General features: G+C 67.5%; 13 protein-coding genes. 4 read left to right on the top strand and 9 right to left on the bottom strand.

From position 1 onward, the window contains the following. Window positions 1–344: 344 nt before the first annotated feature. Together AC27VL_RS00065 and AC27VL_RS00060 are read left to right on the top strand one after the other, a co-directional pair. Window positions 345–2,645, top strand: coding sequence for a TonB-dependent receptor (locus AC27VL_RS00065; RefSeq protein ID WP_488765188.1), 2,301 nt, complete (start codon window positions 345–347; stop codon window positions 2,643–2,645). Between the two features lie 22 nt (window positions 2,646–2,667). After that, window positions 2,668–4,152, top strand: coding sequence for an esterase-like activity of phytase family protein (locus tag AC27VL_RS00060; protein WP_488765187.1), 1,485 nt, complete (start codon window positions 2,668–2,670; stop codon window positions 4,150–4,152). Window positions 4,153–4,249: 97 nt separating this feature from the next. On the opposite strand, the gene AC27VL_RS00055 is transcribed toward AC27VL_RS00060, so the two are convergent. The 9 genes from AC27VL_RS00055 to AC27VL_RS00015 all read right to left on the bottom strand — a co-directional run bounded on the left by AC27VL_RS00055 (window position 4,250) and on the right by AC27VL_RS00015 (window position 15,343). After that, entirely contained in the window at window positions 4,250–5,014 is a 765-nt protein-coding gene (locus AC27VL_RS00055) for a 2,3-dihydro-2,3-dihydroxybenzoate dehydrogenase (RefSeq protein ID WP_488765186.1), read from the bottom strand. After that, the gene (locus AC27VL_RS00050) at window positions 5,005–8,883 is read right to left on the bottom strand and encodes an amino acid adenylation domain-containing protein (protein WP_488765185.1); all 3,879 of its coding nucleotides are present in this window, start codon (window positions 8,881–8,883) and stop codon (window positions 5,005–5,007) included. The genes AC27VL_RS00055 and AC27VL_RS00050 overlap by 10 nt, the downstream gene beginning before the upstream one ends. Beyond that, window positions 8,880–9,137, bottom strand: a complete 258-nt coding sequence (locus AC27VL_RS00045) for a phosphopantetheine-binding protein (RefSeq protein ID WP_488765184.1) — start codon at window positions 9,135–9,137, stop codon at window positions 8,880–8,882. Before AC27VL_RS00045 ends, AC27VL_RS00050 begins: the two co-directional genes overlap by 4 nt. After that, window positions 9,137–9,769: an isochorismatase family protein gene (locus tag AC27VL_RS00040; protein WP_100552721.1), complete on the bottom strand. Its 633-nt coding sequence runs from the start codon at window positions 9,767–9,769 to the stop codon at window positions 9,137–9,139. Before AC27VL_RS00040 ends, AC27VL_RS00045 begins: the two co-directional genes overlap by 1 nt. Beyond that, the gene (locus tag AC27VL_RS00035; RefSeq protein ID WP_191077921.1) at window positions 9,769–11,421 is read right to left on the bottom strand and encodes a (2,3-dihydroxybenzoyl)adenylate synthase; all 1,653 of its coding nucleotides are present in this window, start codon (window positions 11,419–11,421) and stop codon (window positions 9,769–9,771) included. Before AC27VL_RS00035 ends, AC27VL_RS00040 begins: the two co-directional genes overlap by 1 nt. Further along, entirely contained in the window at window positions 11,418–12,611 is a 1,194-nt protein-coding gene (locus AC27VL_RS00030; RefSeq protein WP_488765183.1) for an isochorismate synthase, read from the bottom strand. Before AC27VL_RS00030 ends, AC27VL_RS00035 begins: the two co-directional genes overlap by 4 nt. Further along, entirely contained in the window at window positions 12,608–13,804 is a 1,197-nt protein-coding gene (locus tag AC27VL_RS00025; RefSeq protein ID WP_100552724.1) for an MFS transporter, read from the bottom strand. Before AC27VL_RS00025 ends, AC27VL_RS00030 begins: the two co-directional genes overlap by 4 nt. A gap of 152 nt (window positions 13,805–13,956) precedes the next feature. Beyond that, window positions 13,957–14,286 carry a DUF3817 domain-containing protein gene (locus tag AC27VL_RS00020; RefSeq protein WP_331273752.1) on the bottom strand — a complete coding sequence of 110 codons (330 nt, stop codon included), beginning with the start codon at window positions 14,284–14,286 and terminating at the stop codon, window positions 13,957–13,959. Window positions 14,287–14,407: 121 nt separating this feature from the next. Beyond that, on the bottom strand, window positions 14,408–15,343 hold the full coding sequence (locus AC27VL_RS00015) for a TIGR03571 family LLM class oxidoreductase (RefSeq protein ID WP_191077919.1): 936 nt from the start codon (window positions 15,341–15,343) through the stop codon (window positions 14,408–14,410). A 54-nt stretch (window positions 15,344–15,397) separates the two neighbouring features. Here AC27VL_RS00015 and AC27VL_RS00010 point away from each other — a divergent pair, with 54 nt between their 5' ends. Together AC27VL_RS00010 and AC27VL_RS00005 are read left to right on the top strand one after the other, a co-directional pair. Further along, window positions 15,398–15,877: a GNAT family N-acetyltransferase gene (locus AC27VL_RS00010; protein WP_488765181.1), complete on the top strand. Its 480-nt coding sequence runs from the start codon at window positions 15,398–15,400 to the stop codon at window positions 15,875–15,877. 99 nt (window positions 15,878–15,976) lie between these two features. Next, entirely contained in the window at window positions 15,977–17,500 is a 1,524-nt protein-coding gene (locus AC27VL_RS00005; protein ID WP_488765180.1) for a thioredoxin family protein, read from the top strand. Window positions 17,501–17,578 lie beyond the last annotated feature (78 nt).

Raw genomic sequence — 17,578 nt, 5'->3', positions numbered from 1 at the left:
TTCTGGAAACGACGATCCTGATCCGCGCTCCTGGTAGACGCCAACCTTGGTTGGCGCTCCACAAACCGGGTAGCGCAGCGTCCATTCGACGCTGCGCATGCCAACCAAGGTTGGCATCTACCACAGCAGTGCGCCGGTCGTTCCAACGTTCAAAGCAGTGCCGCCACCCGGCCCAGTCGCAAGCACAGATGACGATGTCACCAGACAGTCATCTGTCTAGCGCACCATTTTCACGTTGATCGAACGGCGCCTCCGGTGCCCGCGATCGCATCGCGTGTTTCCCCTTTCATCTGCCTGAGCTCCGCTTCCATGCGGCGGCTCGCGCCTGCCTGAGTGCCTGCTCCATGACCAAGACCCTGTTGGCTGCTGCGTTGTCCCTTGCCCTTGCGCCGACCGCATGGGCGCAGCAGGCGCCGTCGGCCACCGACCTCGATGCGGTCTCAGTCATCGGCAGTGGCGAGGCGCGCCAGGTGCAGCGCATCACCCGCGAGAACCTGGACATCCTGCCGCCAGGCACCAGCCTGCAGAAAACGCTGAACCTGCTGCCGGGCGTCAACGCGCAGTCGGCCGACGCGCTGGGTACCAACGAACAGTCGATGACCCTGAGCCTGCGCGGCTTCAACGCCACCCGGCTGGGCTACACACTGGACGGCGTGCCGCTGGGCGATGGCGCGTACAACAACTACAACGGCCTGACCATCAACCGTGCGTTGATCAGCGAGAACATGGCGGGCGCCGAGCTGGCCGTGGGCATCGGCAGCCTCGGCACGCCGTCCACCAGCAACCTCGGCGGCACCATTTCCTATACCTCCGACCGCCCGGCGCAGGAACTGGGCGGCCGCGTGGTGCAGACCTTCGGCAGCGATGCCAACCGCCGCACCTTCGTGCGCGTGGACAGCGGCGAATACAACGGATTCTCCGGCTACGTGTCGGGCATGAACGCGGTCTCGGACCTGTGGAACGACCAGACCGCCTACAACAAGTCCACCACCAAACAGTTCAACGCCAAGGGCGTGTGGAACTTCGGCAGCGGCCAGATCACCGGCTTCGTCGACACCTCGCGCACCAGCCAGGCCGACTACTTCTACCTTTCGAAGGACGAGATGTCCCGCGGCCTGGGCTGGGACTGGGGCGGCTACGCACCGGACTGGAACAAGGCCGTGGCCAAGGCCTACTGCAACACCGCCAGCCTCAACGCGAAGAAGTGCGACAACAGCGGTCCTGACAAGGACGCCGACGGCGCCTTCACCGCCGGGCAGATCCTGCGCGATGACAACCTGTACTACCTGGCCGGCGACTTCTTCCTCGCCGACGGCTTCACCCTGCGGGCGCTGGCCTACCACCACGACGATCGCGGCGAAGGCCACAACTGGAACAGCGGCGCCTGGTCGAACAAGGGCACTGCGCAGGAAATCCCGATCATCTTCCGCAACACCATCTACACCATCGATCGCGATGGCGGCACGCTGTCGTTCGATTGGGAACTGGGTGCGCACCGCATCGAAGGTGGCGTCTGGTACGAACGCAACACCAGCAGCGCCGAACGCTACCAGACTGCGGTGGACGGACCACGTGACCTCAGCGGCATGAACACCCTGCCCTCGGATGTGGGTGTGTTCGCCCAGCGCACGCGTTGGAAAACCCACCAGTTCTTCCTGAAGGACACCTGGCGCCTGCTTGACGACCGTTTGACCCTGGAATTCGGCGCCAAGAGTCCGCATGCCACCTCCGACGCGCAGGCACTGCCCGGCGATGCGAAGACACCGATCTCGCCAAGCTCGAACAACCAGTTCGCCACCGGTTCGCTGAAGGCCAGCAAGAACTTCCTGCCCAGCGTTGGCGCCAACTTCCGCCTCAGCGAGCATCACGAAGTGTTCGCCAGCTACGCCGAGAACATCGCCATGTTCCAGGGCGGCTTCAAACTGGGCCCGCAGGCGGTCAGCCAGGCCACCTGGAACGCGCAGGGCAACCTGAAACCGGAAGAATCACGTTCGCTGGAGGCGGGCTACCGCTTCGTCACCGACACCCTGCAGGCGTCGGTTGCTGCCTACAGCGTGCGCTTCGACAACCGTCTGCTGCAGTACAACCCCTGCGACTCGCGGCAGGCGGTCGGACCGACCTGCGGCAACCGCTTCTACAACGTCGGCGGCGTCGACAGCCGCGGTGCCGAACTGACCGTGCTGTGGACACCGAACGAGCACTTCAGCTGGTACACCTCGGCGTCGCTGAACCGCTCGACGTATGCCTCCAACTACATCCAGGCTGGCGTCGAGCAGCAGATCAAGGGCAAGATCCAGACCGACACGCCCAAGCAACTGCTGGCCACCGAGATCACCTGGCGCGACAACGGCTGGTTCGCCAGCCTGCGCGGCAAGTACACCGGCGAGCGCTTCTACACCTATACCAATGACCAGGGTTTCGGCGGCTTCACCGTGTTCGACCTGGCCGGCGGCTACGATTTCGGCCAGGTTGGCTTCGCCAAGGGCATGCGCCTGTCGCTGAACGTCACCAACCTGGGCGACAAGCGCTACGCCAGCAACCTGGATTCGAGCGTGTTCGCACCCAGCGACCCGTCGGGCAAGCTGTATGTGTTCCATGCGTCGGCACCGCGCCAGGTGTTCGGTACCATCGACGTCCGCTTCTGATCGCCGGCCGAGGAGTCCATTGATGTCCGTTACTGCCCTGCTGTTGGCCGCGCTCTCGGTCAGCGGTTACAACGCACCGCATGAAGCCCGCGGCATGCCCCCACGCGCGGTGGACGTAGGCAGCTTCACCTACGTGGACAAGGGATTGGTCGCCGCCGGGCGATTGCCGGCAGGTACCGTGGACTTCCTCGGCGATACGCTGGGCTCGTTCTCTTCATTGGCGGTGCGGCCGGGCACGTGGCGGCGCACCGCGCGGGGTTACGAGGGGGTGCTGTGGACGCTGCCCGACCGCGGCCGCAACGATCCGGAGGCCGGCCTGTTCTACGACTACGCCGGCCGCCTGGAGCGCATGAAGCTGCGCGTTGACTGGCCGCAGGGAACATCCAAGGGCTTCGGCGCGGTGGCGCTGACGCCCGACAAGGGGCTGGTGCTGAAGGACTACAACGGCCAGCCCTTCACCGGCGCCGACCCGGGGGATCACACGATCAACCAGCGTGGTGTGGTGCTGCCCTCGCCCGCCGTGGGCCCGGGGGCCGGCAAGGTCGCACTCGATGCCGAATCGCTGCAGTTCACAGCCGACGGCCACTTCTACATCGGCGACGAGTACACCGCCAACGTCTATTACTTCGATGCACAGGCCCAGCTGCAGGGAGTGATCGTGCCGCCGCTGGCGATCCAGCCACAACGTGATGGCAAGCCTGCCTTTGGATCGTTGACTCCGCCGCAGACCGGGCGCCGCAACAACCAGGGCGTGGAAGGCATGAGCCTGTCGCCCGACGGCACGCGGCTGTTTGTTGCCCTGCAGAGCGCCTTGATCCAGGACAGCGCGCCGGGCAATGCCGCCGGTCGCATCAATACCCGCGTGCTGGTCTACGACGTATCTGCCAACCCGACGCCGACGCAACCGGTCGGCCATCACGTGATGATCCTGCCCGCCTATGCCCATGACGGCAAGGGCAAACTCGACCGTACCGCCGCGCAGAGCGAGCTGCGTGCATTGGATAACGAGCGTTTCCTGATGCTCGCGCGCGATGGCAATGGACTGGGCAAGGATGGCGACGACCCGATCGTCTATAAATCGGTGCTGCTGGTGAACGTGGCGCAGGCGTCCAATCTGGTGGATACGGAATATGAGACCGGCACTGCATCGGTGCTGGCCGACCCGGCTGATGCGATCTTGAAGACCGGTATCGTTCCCGCCAACGTCAAAGAGGTGCTGAACCTGCTCGACCGGCCACAACTGGCCCGGGCCGGGCTGGACCTGGATACAGGGCGCGGCCCGCACCAAGGACTGCTGTCGGAGAAATGGGAAGCGATGGACGTGTTGCCGGCGCTTGATCCAGAGCACCCGAACGACGTACTGCTGCTGATCGGCAACGACAACGACTTCATCGCCCGCAGCTGCCGCATGCAGGGCGAGCACTGCGACAGCGCGTACGACAACGACAACCGGGTGTTGGTCTATCGGCTCACCCTGCCGCAGCCACTACCCGTCACGCCACGATAGATTCTGTAGAGCCGAGCCCATGCTCGGCTGCGCTGCACGGAATGTTCCCGCATTGAGTAATAAGCCGAGCATGGGCTCGGCTCTACAGAGTGCATTCCTACCCGCGCAGCGTGGCGCCACCATCCACGTACAGGTCACTCATCGCTACGTGCCCGGCCTGCTCGGACAACAGGAACATCACTGCCTGTGCGATGTCCTCCGGCGTGGCCAGCTTGCGCAGGGGAATGCCCGCCTTGTAGGTCGCCGGATTGCCAGCGATCACCCGCGCCGCGCCCTGCTCGTCTTCCCACATGCCGGTCTGCATCGGGGTCAACGTGGAGCCCGGCGCAACGATGTTGCAGCGGATGCCGAGCGGCGCCAGCTCCAGGCCCAGGCAGCGGGTGAACATCGTCGCCGCCGCCTTCGAGGCGGCATAGGCGGCCATGCCATGCCGTGGCACGCCCGCCGCGTTGGAGCTGACGGTCACGATGGCGCCTTGCCTGCGCGGTGACATCACCCGCGCCAGTGCGCGACCGACATGGAACACACCGTCGGCATTGACCGCGAACACCCTGCGCCAATCCGCGTCGCTGGTATCCACAACCTCGCCGACATGCAACACGCCAGCCACGCTGGCTGCCAGCATGATCGGCCCCACCGTGGCTTCCACCTGGTCGACCAGGGCGTCCACGGCCGCGCCGTCGGTGACGTCCAATGCGAAGGCCTGCACGCGCCCATCGTCGGCCGCCAGCGCAGGCCGCTCACGATCGGTCGCCACCACGCGGCATCCTGCGTCCAGCAGCTGCCCCACCAGTGCCGCGCCGATACCGCCGGCTGCGCCGGTCACCAGCGCCACGTTTCCTTCAAAACCCGTCAACTGCACGTTGCATTCTCCTGTTGCCTGTCCCATTGCTGCAGACGCGCCGACAACCACGGTGCCAGCTGTGCCACGGCATCGCGACCGGTCAGTTCGGCGTGCAGGAACGGCAGCTCGATGGCATCCACCTGCAGTGCATGGGCCTTCCACAGTGCGGACTGCAACTGCGGCCGCGCCTGATGATCGCGTCCGGCGCGTACATGCGCCAGCGTTCCCACGAAGGGTCGGTGCTGGTGTTCGCGGATCAGTCGATTGGTTCCGGTCACCGCCCGCACCACACCGTCGAGCACCACCTCGGGCAGGCTGCCCAGCGCGCTGCCGCCGCGCCGCAGGAAGGCGAGGATGCGCGCGCGGTCGTCCAGCTCGGGATGCGCGTCAGGATCGTGCCCGGCGATGGCCAACAGCGCCCGCAGCGCCGCGATCGGGTCGGGCTCCGGTTCGGCACGCCAGCATTCGCTGGGATAGGCATCGAGCAGCACCAGTTCGCCGACCTCGCGGCCGATGTCGTGCAGGCGCACCGCCATCGCCTGCGCAAGGATGCCGCCGACCGACCAGCCGAGCAGATGGATCGGCCCCTGCGGCTGCAGCGTGATCACCCGCTGCACATAGTCATTGGCCATGGCCTCGATGCTGCCTGGCAGGGGTTGCGTGGGATCGAGTGCAGGTGATTGCAGCCCGTACACCGCGCGCGTTGGCTGCAACGCCCGCGCAAGCGCGCGGTAGTTCCATGCAATGCCGCCGGCCGGGTGCAGCACGAACAAGGGCGCCACGGTTGGCTCGTCGGACGCAGACAGCGCAATCACCGGTCCCAACGCGTGATCGGCACGTGCGGGCGGCTCGGCAATGCGTGCCGCCAGTGCGGCAACGGTTGGCTGCGCGAACAGCGCGCCGAGACCCAGCTCGCAACGCCAGCGCTGCTCGATGGCCAGCAGCAGGTGCACGGCCGAAAGCGAGTCGCCACCGAGACTGAAGAAATCCACATCGACGGCCACCGGCTCTTCACGCCCCAGCGCCTGCGCGAACAGCCCGGCCAGTTCCCGCTCCAGCGGGGTGCGCGGTGCCTGCCCCGTGATCTCCTGCTGCGGCGGCTTCGGCAGCGCAGCCCGGTCCAGCTTGCCATTGGCAGTCACCGGCCACTGATCCACGCCCACGAACGCAGACGGCACCATGTAGTCGGGTACCCGCGTCAACAGATGACTGCGCAGCACCGCTGCATCCGCCTGGGTCGACGGCACATAGGCGACCAGCCGCGCCTCGCCGGGAAGATCATCGCGCAACAGCACTTCCACCCGATCCATGCCAGGCAGCTCGCGCAACGCCGCTTCGATCTCGCCGAGTTCGATGCGCAGGCCGCGCAGTTTCACCTGGTGGTCGCTGCGCCCCAGGTACTCGACAGCACCGTCGGCCCGCCAGCGCGCCACGTCGCCAGTACGATAGATGCGTTCACCCGGCAGGAACGGATCGGCCAGAAAGCGCTCGGCGGTCAGGTTGTCGCGGCCGAGATAGCCGCGCGCCAACTGCACACCGCCGAGGTAGAGGTCACCTGCTACGCCCACCGGCACGGGCTGCATCCGTGCGTCCAGCACATACAGGCGGGTGTTCCAGACCGGGAAACCGATCGGCACCGGGCGCGAGCAATCATCGGCCGACGCCGGCCACCAGCTCACATCCACAGCAGCTTCGGTCGGCCCGTACAGGTTGTGCAGTTCGGATTGCATTCTCGCGTGGAAGCGATCACGCAGGGCGGCATCCAGGGCCTCGCCACTGGTGAACACGCGCCGTAGCTGCAGGTCCTGTGAGGCCGGTGCAGCCAGGAACGCATCCAGCATCGACGGTACGAAATGCGCGGTGGTGATGCCATGCACGCGGATCAATCGCGCCAGCTCGGTCGGGTCGCGGTGTGCGTCCGGCCCCGCCAGCACCAGCGTCGCGCCACACAGCAGTGGCAGGAAGAATTCCCATACCGATACGTCGAAGGTTGCCGGGGTCTTCTGCAGAATCCGGTCGTCGGCGCCGATGCCGTAGTGCTCGCGCATCCACAGCAGGCGATTGACGATGGCGCGGTGCTCGATCACCACGCCCTTGGGCTCGCCGGTCGAACCGGAGGTATAGATCACATAGGCCGCGTCGTCGCCCATCGGGCCCGGCCAGGGTGCGGCGAAGCTCACATCGGTCCACTGCTCCGGCGGCAGCACCGGTACGTCTGCCAACCGGGATTGTGCGCTGGCCTCTGCCAGGATGCAGACAGGTTGCGCCGACGCCAGGATGCGCGCCAGGCGCTCAGCCGGATGGGCAAGGTCCAGTGGCAGGTACGCGCCGCCTGCGCGCAGTACCGCCAGCAGCGCCACCACCAGTTCCAGCGAACGCGGCAGCGCTATGGCGACGACGGTGCCCGGGCCCACGCCCAGCGAACGCAGCTGCGCGGCCAGTGCGAAGCTGCGCGCCTCAAGCGTGGCATGATCCAGCGTCGTATCGCCGAACACCAGCGCCGGTGCCGACGGATCACGGTCCATGCCCTGCTGCAGCAGTTCGACCAGGGTGGTGTCAGGCAGCGGATGGGCGGTGGCATTGAAGCCATGCAGGACCTGCCTGGATTCTTCCGGCGTGGCCAGCGGCACCGCCGCGATGTCTTCGGCCTGCAGCGCCGCCGACACGAAATGCAGCAGCCGCCGGGCATGCGCCTTCACCTCGTCCAGATCGTACAGGGCGGGGTTCGCTTCAATCTCCAGATCCAGCAGGGTCTGTCCATCGCCACGGAAGCCCAGTGTCAAATCGTCCACCGGCCCGGTGCTCAGCACCTCCAGCGAGGCCCGCACACCCGGCAGCGCCAGCGGCTTGTAGAAGGGCTGTACGTTGATCAACGGCCCATGCAGGCGGTGCTGTGCGCCGACCAGCCCAAGGTCACGACGCAACTGCTCGCCACGGTAGCGGCCATGCTTGCGGCCCTGGCTGAGCTGGCGCCCGATGCGCCGGCAGAATTCCTCGACGCTGTCCTCGCCGCCCGCCACCCGCAGCGGCAGTACGTTCATCACCATCGCCGGCACCCGCGCCGCAACGCTGCCCAGCCGCGCCATGTAGGGCACGCCGAGCACGACTTCCCCGGACGCGCTCATGCGGCGCACATACTCGGCGGCCAATGCAGCGAGCACATCCGGCCACGGCTGCAGCCACGATGCCGAAACCTGCAGCAGGCGCTCGCGGAAAGCAGGGTCCACCGGCTGCACCCAACGCACGGCATCGTCACTGGCAGCGGAGGTTCCGGCCAGGCCGGTGGAGGCCGGCGCGCCCTGCAGTGCCTGCAGCCACCACTGCCTGTCGGCGTCGCGGCGCGCATCGCTGCGATAGCTGGCATCGTCGGCCAGCACGCCCGCCAGCGCTGGCAACGCGCTACCGGTGCGGCCCGCATACAGTGCGCATACACGGTCAGTAATCAGCGCCATGCCATAGCCATCGGTGGCCAGGTGATGCACGCGCAGGTACCAGGCCCAGCGCTGGCCGCCCAGGTTGAACAGCACCTGCTGGCTCAGTCGGTCGCGGGTCGGATCAACTACGCTGGAGCGATCGGCCTGCATCGCGGCGCGTGCCGTCTGCTGCGGATCGGCCGCAGCAGCAACATCGCGCAGCTGCAGTGATGGCACCCGCGTGGATTCATGCCATTGCACCGGCTGGCCGTCCTCGGCCTCGGCGAAACGCAAGGCCAGCGCCTCGGCCTCGGCGGCGGCCTGATTGGCGGCGGCAGTGAACGCCGCCACATCCAGCGAACCCTCGATCCACACCGCATGCGCGGTATTGAATGCAGGGTTTTCCGGTGCCAACCGCTGGGCGAACCACAGCCCGGCCTGCGCCTCGGTCAGCGGCAGCGGCAGTCCATTCATGCTGTCTGCGCGGCCTGCAGCTGCTGCACCACTGCCCACCACTGGCGCAGCGTGGTGTGTTCGGCCAGCTGCGAAAATTCCAGTGGCAGCCCGGAGTTGCCCCAGGCCAGCACCAGTCCCAGCATGCGCATCGAATCCAGATCCAGATCGATCAGGTTGTCATCGTCACCGATGTCGGCCGCCTGGCAGTCCAGTACGCGGGCGACGTCGGCGCGCATGCGCTCCAGCGTCAAGGTTTCGGTCGTCGCGTTCATCACAATGCTTCCAGCAGCTGGTCGGTGGTCATCGGTACGCCGCAGGTGCGGGCGATCCAGTGCAGCGCCTGATCATGGTCGGCACGCGAGAAATCAGCCACGGCATCGGCAGCGATGAAGGTCTCTATGTCGCGCTGGAACGCCTCCACCGCCGTGGCGGTGCATCCGATGTGCGCGTACACGCCGGTGATCAGCAGCTGGTCGCGGCCACGCACGCGCATCAGGGTCTCCAGATTGCTGCGCTGGAATGCGCTGTAGCGGTGTTTGACCAGCACATGCTCGCCCGTCGCAGGTGCCAACGCGTCGATGATCGGCTCGTGGTCGGCACGACGGCCCATGCCCGGGCCCCACAGATCTGCCTGCAGGCCGCGGTCACGGCGGTCCTGGTCGCCGTGCTGGGCGGTGTAGAAGACGGGAATGCCGTGTGTACGGCAATGCCCCAGCAGCCGCGCGATGTTGTCGACCGCCGGCCGCAGCGGCGCATTGCCCGCATCGAAGGCGGCAAGGAAATAGCGCTGCATGTCGTGCACCAGCAAGGCAACACGATCACGCTGGGGGCGCCAGGCGCCACGCGCCTGCGGCAGTTCCGCGGCGGTCGGCAGGGAATACGGGGCAATACGGGGCAGCGCCATCAGCGCGTTCCTCCTGTCTGTTGCAGATGACGCGCACGCAGCTGCGCGCGCAGTTCGCGGCGGCTGATCTTGCCAACCGCCGTGGTATCGAAGCTGTCCACGAAAACAATCTGATCGGGCACCTTGAACGCGGCCAGGCCACGTCCACGCATCCACGCCTTCAGCGCTGGCGCCTTGATCGCCTCGCCCTGCTGGATCACGAAGGCACAGCTGCGCTCGCCCAGATAGTCGTCGGGAATGGAGACCACGGCAGCATCGAACACGCTGCCATGGGCCAGCAGATGGTCTTCGATCTCCTCGGCAGAGATCTTCTCGCCCGCCCGGTTGATGTGGTCGCCGGCACGGCCCTGCACCACCAGGTAGCCTCCGGGCAGCTGCTGCACACGGTCGCCGGTGCGATAGAAACCATCGTCAGTGAACGAGCGTGCATTCGCCGCCGCATCGTTGTGGTAACCGCGGATGGTGTACGGGCCCCGCGTGAGCAGATGGCCAACCTCGCCTTCGGCAACAGGCTGGTCATGGTCATCGACCACGCGCACTTCATCATCGGCGCTGATCGGCCGCCCCTGGCAGGCAACGATCAGTTCCTGCGGATCATCCAGCCGGGTGTAGTTGACCAGGCCTTCGGCCATGCCGAACACCTGCTGCAATGTGCATCCAAGGCCATCAATGACCCGCCGTGCGGCCTCCGGCACCAGCTTGGCTCCACCAACCTGCAGGACCTGCAGGCTGGACAGATCGTGCTTGCTGGTCGCCGCCGCCTGCGCCCACAGCAGCGCCAGCGGCGGTACCAGACCACAGCAGGTCACCTTCTCGCGCGCGATCAACGGGAATGCCGTGTCCGGGCCAGGGCCCGGGCTGAGCACCACGCGGGCGCCGGCGTACAGCGCACCGAAGAAGCCGGGCGAACTCATCGGGAAGTTGTGTGCCGCCGGCAGCGCGACCAGGTACACGCTGTCGCGGTCGATACCGCAGATTTCGTTGCTGGCACGGAACGAGTAGATGTAATCGTCGTGCGTGCGCGGAATGAGCTTTGAAAGCCCGGTGCTGCCACCAGAGATCTGCAGGAACGCCACCGACTGCGGGTCAGGATCGGCCGGCAGCTGGCTGCGGTCGCCCTGCAGCGAGTCCAGCGCGACGAACTCGGCCGCATCGCCATCGATCAGCACGTGGCGTACCGCCGGCACGTCCGCCTGCAGCGCGCGCGCCAGGCCCCGATGATCGAAGCCCTCATGTACATCGGTGGTGATGTAGGCACTGGCCTCGGCCTTGCGGGCGAAGTGGGCCAGCTCGGTGATGCGGTGTGCCGGCAGCGCGTACACCGGCACCAGCCCGGCGCGGAACAGCCCGCAGATGGTGCTGATGAAACTGGCGGTGTTGCCCAGCTGCACCAGCACGCGCTCACCGGGTTGCAGGCCCAGCGTCAGCAGGCCGGCGCCAATGCGCCCGGCCTCATGCCAGAGCTGCGCATAGCTCAAGCGCACATCGCCAGCCACCACCGCGATGTCATCGGCATGGCGCTCGGCGCGTTCGCGCAGGAAACCGGGGAAGGTTTCGCCACGCCAATGACCTGCAGCCCGATAGCGCGCGACCAGGGCTTCGGGCCATTGCTGCTGCAGCGGCAGGCGGGAGTCAACGGCGGACGGCGTCATGCGGATACCTCGATCAAGGGCAGCGGGTCCTGCACGCCCAGTGCGTTCAACAGCGCAGCGAACTTGGCGGCGGTCTCGGCGACCTCGGCGGCGGGCTGCGAGTCGGCGACGATGCCGGCGCCGGCATACAGGCGCAGCTGGGTGCCCTGCAGGCGCGCGCAGCGGATCGCCACATACCAGTCGCCGTCGCCTTGTGCATCCAGCCAGCCCACGGCACCGGCATAGAAGCCGCGCGGTACCGGTTCCAGCGCACGGATGCGCTGCAGTGCTTCCAGCCGCGGGGTGCCGCAGACGGCCGGGGTGGGATGCAGCTCGGCCAGCAGGGTCGCCGCCGAGGTGGCAGCGTCCTTCAGCGTGGCGTGGATGCGTGTTCCCAGATGCCACATGCTGGCGGTAGCGTGCAGCACCGGGCGCGGCTGCGCCTCGATGTGGCTGCACCAGGGCGACAGGCCATCGACGATGGCTTCCACCACATGGCGGTGTTCGTCGTGATCCTTTGCCGATGCCAGCAACGCCTGCGCGGCGCGCTCGTCGGCGACCGGATCGGCACTGCGCCGCGCCGAACCGGCAAGCGGATGCGACAGTACCTGCGCACCGCGCTTGCGCAGCAGCAGCTCCGGCGTCGCCCCCACCAGCCACGCCGGCGCCTGGCCGACGTCCACCGGCAGCGGCACGGCGTAGGTCGCCACCGAAGGATCGGTGCCCAGGCGGGCCAGCAGCGTTTCCGGCGACAGCGCCTGCTGCGTGTGCGCCAACAGGCTGCGCGCCAGTACCACCTTGTGCAGCGCCGGGTTGGGTGCGCGCATCACGCTGACCGCGTCCGCCACCGCCGCTGCATAGTCCTGCGCGGACGGCTCAGCGGTTAGCACTCCGGCCAACGCCGGCGCTGCCTGCGACTGCACGGGCGGTGCCGGCAGCAGGCGCTCGGGCTGGTACAACGCATCATCGGCACGCGGCTCGAACGGCACCGCGCCGACCAGCAGGCCCGGGCCACCGCGCTGCTGCGCGAAGAACGTCGCCACGCGCTCGGCCAACGTCGCCAGCGCGCCCGCCGGCAAGGGTGCGCGGCAGCCCCGCGCGTGCATCTGCTGATCGGCCTGCCGCAGCAGGAACAGCGATGCTTCAGCGGTGGGCTCCGGCAGCATCGACGCAGCCTCCGGCCACGCGCCCTGCATCAGGGAATCGTTCATGTCGTCTCCTTCATCCGATATGCTGCGGCCAGCACGCACAGCACCAGCAGCAACACGCCGACCAGCAGATAAGGCAGGCTGGCCCCGCCGCGATACAACAGGGTGCCGAGCATCGGCCCGGCCACCATGCCCAGCCCCTGTGCCGCCGCGACCGTGCCGGCCGCCGCACCCTGTTCGTGCGCCTGCACCGCATCGGCGGCCAACGCCTGGAACGAGGGAAACACGAAGCCCATGCCGAACGCCGCAAGCGCGTACGCTGCTGGCAACTGCCAGGTCTGCTGCACCGCGGCCACCGAGGCGAAGCCGATGCCGGCGATCAGTGCGCCGAGGATGATCCAGCGCCGGGGATGCACGTCCAGCTTCATCACCAGCCCCTGCGCAAGAATCAGGCCCACGCCCACTGCAGTCAGGGCGATGCCGGCCATGCGTGCGCCTTCGGCTGCATCCAGGCCGAAGCGATCGATGGCGAAGAAGCCCACCGTGACCTGCGCGATGGTGACCGACACCATCGCCACGAAGGCGGCCATCTGCGGCAGACGCAGACGCGGGTCGAGGCGCGACAGTGGTATGCGCTTGCGGTTCTGTGCGGCAGCCACCGGGGGCGTGGCAGGCAAGCGCCACGCCAGCAGGCCCAGCGCGAGCAGCGGCAACAGCGCCGCCACATACAGCGCCAACGGCAGGTTCTTGTAGGCAAGCCATCCGGCAGCAGCCGGGCCCAGCACCATGCCCAGCGCATTGGCGCTGCCCAGCCGGGCCAGGAACTTTGTGCGTTGGCCCGGTGGGGCCTGGTCTGCGATCAGCGCAGCGGCGGTTGGCGGCACGGCCGCATAGAACAGGCCCACCAGCCCGCGCGCACCTACCAGTACCAGTACCGAGACCAGCACCGGCGGTATCGTCTGCAGCGCGACATCGATGAACACCGCCAACGCGATGTAGACCAGCGTGTAGGCGCTCATGGCCAGCACCAGCACGCGCTTGCGGCCGATGCGATCGCTGAGCTGGCCCCAGGGGCGAGCGGCCAGCATCCACAACACACCCGCGGCCGTGACCGATAGACCGGCATGCCATTCAGACAGGCCCAGCAGGCGGACCACCGGGCCGATGACGGCGACGAAGGACATCATCGCCATGGTGCCGATCAGGGCAGCCAACACCAGCGCCGGCAAGCCGGGAACCACGGGACGTGCATGCATGGAACACCAACCGTAACCAAGGAGGGAACGCCGGGCGCTTCCGCACCCTGCGCGACGTCGCCCTGTCAGGCGGCGACGCCATCCTTAAATGATAACGGCTCGCATTTGCATTTGATACCCATTCGCTTAACGGGCATGCACCCGCGGGTGCATCACTGCGCTGCGCGTACCGACAGCAGGCCGCGACGCTTGAACCACCACTCCAGCGGCAGGGTCACCAGCGGCGGAATCGCGGCCAGCAAGGCCAGCCCCGTTGCCCACCATGGCCAGCGCAGGCGCAGCGCCGCGAACAGGGTCACCGCCACGTACACCATGAACGCCACGCCATGCAGCGGCCCGAACAGCTTCACCAGCGCGACGTTGGCCTGCGGGCCGTACTTGAGCCACATGCCGGCCAGCAGACCGGCCCAGGTGATGGCCTCGATGAAGGCGACGATCGCGAACAGGCGTCCGGTCGGATGCAGCGGGTTGCGGTGGGTCACGCAAGGCTCCAACAGTGGATATCAAATGCGAATGATACGCAGATGCGAACGATCCGAAAACCGAGGGTAGTGCCGGGCCATGCCCGGCGAACGGTAGAGCTGTGTCCACCAAGGTGGACACCTACCGAAGCGTATCCGGCAGGATCTGCTCGCCGATCTCACGCAGCACGTCGTCCATCGGCCGGCCGTTGTCGACCAGGTTGAACATCACATGGGCCACACCCTGCGCGTGCACCCGCAACAGGTAGTCGCGCAGGCCATCGCGGCCCACCTTCAGGCCCAGCGGCAGCGGTTCTGCCGGCGCAGCCGGGTCGGCCTGCAGGTCCAGCAGCATCGACTGCACGAACGGTTTGGGCGTGCCGCCGCGTTGCGCCAGGGCCTGCTGCCAAAGACCGATACGCCCTTCCTGCGCGGTTTCTTCGCGGTGATAGGTCGCCCAGCCTTCGGCTTCGCGCGCGATCCACTGCAGGCTCTGCCGTGCAGTGCCGACCACCAGCATCGGAATGCGCCTGGCCGGCGCGGGAAGTACGTCGTATCCACCGGTTGCCTGCAACACCGGCGCACGCTCGGACGGTTCGGGCGACAGCGCTGCACGCAGCAGCGACCAGCGTTCACGGAAGGTCGCTGCCCTGCTTTCCAGATCCTCGCCGAATGCCGCGAACTCCTCAGGCCGATCACCCGAGCCCAGGCCCAGCACGAAGCGCCCACCACTGATCCGGTCCAGGCTCAACGCCGACTTCGCCACCTGTAACGGTTGCCGCAACGGCAGCACGATGGCCGCAGTGCCGATCACGATGCGTTCGGTCGCCGCGGCCAGCATGCCCAGCCACAGAAATGGATCATCCAGCGCGCTGGCAGTCGCATCCGGCCCCTGCGGCACCATCAACGGCACATCGCGGGTCCACAGCGCGGCGAAACCCAGATCATCGGCCAGCCGCGCGATGCGTCGTGCCTCATGCGGATCGGCCAGGCCGTGTGCGGCCACTGGCGTCATCAGGCCAAGGCTGAGGCCCTGCGTGGGAAACAAGCGGGCATGGGCAGGATTGAAATCAGTCATGCCGCCAGCTTAGCGTGGGGCATTGATGTCGTCCCGCCACAGGAAGTACAGCGCATGACCAGGATCCGCCCCGCCCACGTCGATGACCTGCCCGCGATCAGCGCGGTGTGCATGGCGGCGTTCACTGCAGCCGTTGCGCCCATGCTCACCGCCGAGGGCATCGCCACGTTCGGCACGGTGGCCGCAGCCTCCGCGTTCGCCGAGCGGCTGCAGGGCGACAACCACATCCTCGTGGCCGAACAGGAAGGCCGGGTGGTCGGCGTGGTGGAACTGAAGGCCGGCCAGCATCTGGCAATGCTGTTCGTCGCGCCGGAGCTGCAGGGGCAAGGCATTGGTCGTGCCCTGCTGCAGGCGGTGCTGCCGCAGGTGCGAGGCCCGCAGATGACCGTGCGCGCCTCGCTCAACGCGGTGCCCGCCTACGAACACTATGGATTCGTGCTGGATGGTGACGTCGGCCAGTTCAACGGCCTGATCTACCAGCCGCTGGTGCTGACGGTGCCCGCTTCGGTGGGTGCGGACCTGGGTCCGCACTGATCTCCAGCCCACATGCCGTGCTGCGCGTGCGACATAAGCAAACTGCATCAGCCAGCACCCCGACCGTTCCTACAATGGCTCATCACCCTGTCCTTCGAGATGCTGCCGATGCGCGTCGCGCTTTCCATGTTGCTGCTGGCCTCGGCCCTGAGCGCCTGCTCACCCGCTTCCGCTCCGGTGCCGACGGCGCAGGCCGCCTCCACCGCCCCGGCCTCTGCCATCGCCTGGCGCCAGGGCGATGTGGATGATGCCTTCAACGAAGCCGCCGAGAGTGGCAAGCCGGTGCTGCTGTACTGGGGCGCGATGTGGTGCCCGCCGTGCAACCAGCTCAAGGCCGGGCTGTTCAAGGATCCGGCCTTCATCGCCCTGACCGGCAAATTCGTGCCGGTGTACCTGGACGGCGACGAGGAAGGCGCGCAGGCGTGGGGCGAGCGCTTCGGCGTGCGCGGCTATCCGACCCTGATCGTGCTCGACCCGCAGCGCAACGAAATTACCCGCGTGGCCGGCGGCAACGACGCGGCCGAACTGACCCGGGCACTGACCGTCGCCGCCAGCCGCCGCAGCGCCGTCGCCGAGACTCTGGGCACCGCACTGGCGACGCCGGCCAAGCTTGGTGCCGAAGACTGGCAGGTGCTGGGCGACTACGGCTGGGAGGTCGATGCCAACCGCCTGGCCGGCAAGCGCAGCACGCAGGACGTGCTGCAGCAACTTGCCAAGACCGCACCCGAACCGGCGCTGCAGCGTCGCTTCGCGCTGCTCGCCTTGGCTACAGCCGAGAAACCGACGACAGCGCCCACCCAGGTACGTGAGCTGTTGCAGGCCGTGCTGGCGCAGCCGGCGGAAGTACGTCGCAACCGCGAGCTGCTGGGCTATGCCGGCGCCGGGCTGGTCAAGCAGGCCAGCGCCGGTCCGGCCAGCAGCAATACCCTCGGCCAGCAGCTGCTGGTCGCGCTGGAACGTGCCGATGCCGCGCGCGGTGATCGTGCTGACGATGCCTTGTCACGCGCGCTGACCGAGCTGGCGCTGGCCCGCCAGCAGCAGCCCGAAGGCGCGCTGCCGGCAGCCCTGGTTGAGCGGGTGAAGCAGCGCGTGGCCGCCGCCGATGCCGCCGCCACGGACACGCATGCGCGCCAGGCCACCATCAGCAGTGCCGTCTACGCGCTGCGTCAGGTCGATGACGATGCGGGCGCCGAGGCCTTGCTGCTGGCAGAGCTGAAGCGCAGCGAGCAGCCTTACTACTACATGCCGGAGCTGGCCGAACTGGCCGAGCAGCGCGGTGATACCGCCGGCGCCCTGGAGTGGTTGAAGCGTGCCTACGAAGGCGCGCAGGGGCCTGCCACGCGCGTGCAGTGGGGCGTGCTGTACGTGGAAGGCCTGCTGCGGCTGGCGCCCGATGATGCACCGCGCATCGAGCAGGCCACCGAGGCGTTGATCGCCGAGCTGGACAAGCAGCCGTCCGGCTACCACCAGCGCACGCGTCAGCGCTTCGAACGGCTGGCCGGACAGCTGCAGGCGTGGAGTGCGAAGCACAAGGGTGCGGAGACGCTGGCACGGTTGCAGCAGCGGATGCAGACCGCCTGTGGCGATCAGGTTGATAGCGCGTGCAAGGATTGGTTGAGCTGACGCCAGACGCAGAACTCGACGGATACCGGTAGTGGGGGGGGGGGGGGGGGATCCCACAACAACCCAAAATGGGAGCAC

The sequence above is a fragment of the Stenotrophomonas sp. 14P6.2.3 genome (assembly GCF_057799055.1).
This window is presented reverse-complemented; position numbering and strand designations above follow the sequence as displayed.

Coding starts and splice junctions, on each gene's coding strand:
- AC27VL_RS00040 (WP_100552721.1), bottom strand. CDS start 9,769: ATGGCGCTGCCCCGTATTGCCCCGTATTCCCTGCCGACCGCCGCGGAA.
- AC27VL_RS00025 (WP_100552724.1), bottom strand. CDS start 13,804: ATGCATGCACGTCCCGTGGTTCCCGGCTTGCCGGCGCTGGTGTTGGCT.
- AC27VL_RS00005 (WP_488765180.1), top strand. CDS start 15,977: ATGCTGCCGATGCGCGTCGCGCTTTCCATGTTGCTGCTGGCCTCGGCC.
- AC27VL_RS00030 (WP_488765183.1), bottom strand. CDS start 12,611: ATGAACGATTCCCTGATGCAGGGCGCGTGGCCGGAGGCTGCGTCGATG.
- AC27VL_RS00015 (WP_191077919.1), bottom strand. CDS start 15,343: ATGACTGATTTCAATCCTGCCCATGCCCGCTTGTTTCCCACGCAGGGC.
- AC27VL_RS00035 (WP_191077921.1), bottom strand. CDS start 11,421: ATGACGCCGTCCGCCGTTGACTCCCGCCTGCCGCTGCAGCAGCAATGG.
- AC27VL_RS00050 (WP_488765185.1), bottom strand. CDS start 8,883: ATGAATGGACTGCCGCTGCCGCTGACCGAGGCGCAGGCCGGGCTGTGG.
- AC27VL_RS00065 (WP_488765188.1), top strand. CDS start 345: ATGACCAAGACCCTGTTGGCTGCTGCGTTGTCCCTTGCCCTTGCGCCG.
- AC27VL_RS00010 (WP_488765181.1), top strand. CDS start 15,398: ATGACCAGGATCCGCCCCGCCCACGTCGATGACCTGCCCGCGATCAGC.
- AC27VL_RS00045 (WP_488765184.1), bottom strand. CDS start 9,137: ATGAACGCGACGACCGAAACCTTGACGCTGGAGCGCATGCGCGCCGAC.
- AC27VL_RS00060 (WP_488765187.1), top strand. CDS start 2,668: ATGTCCGTTACTGCCCTGCTGTTGGCCGCGCTCTCGGTCAGCGGTTAC.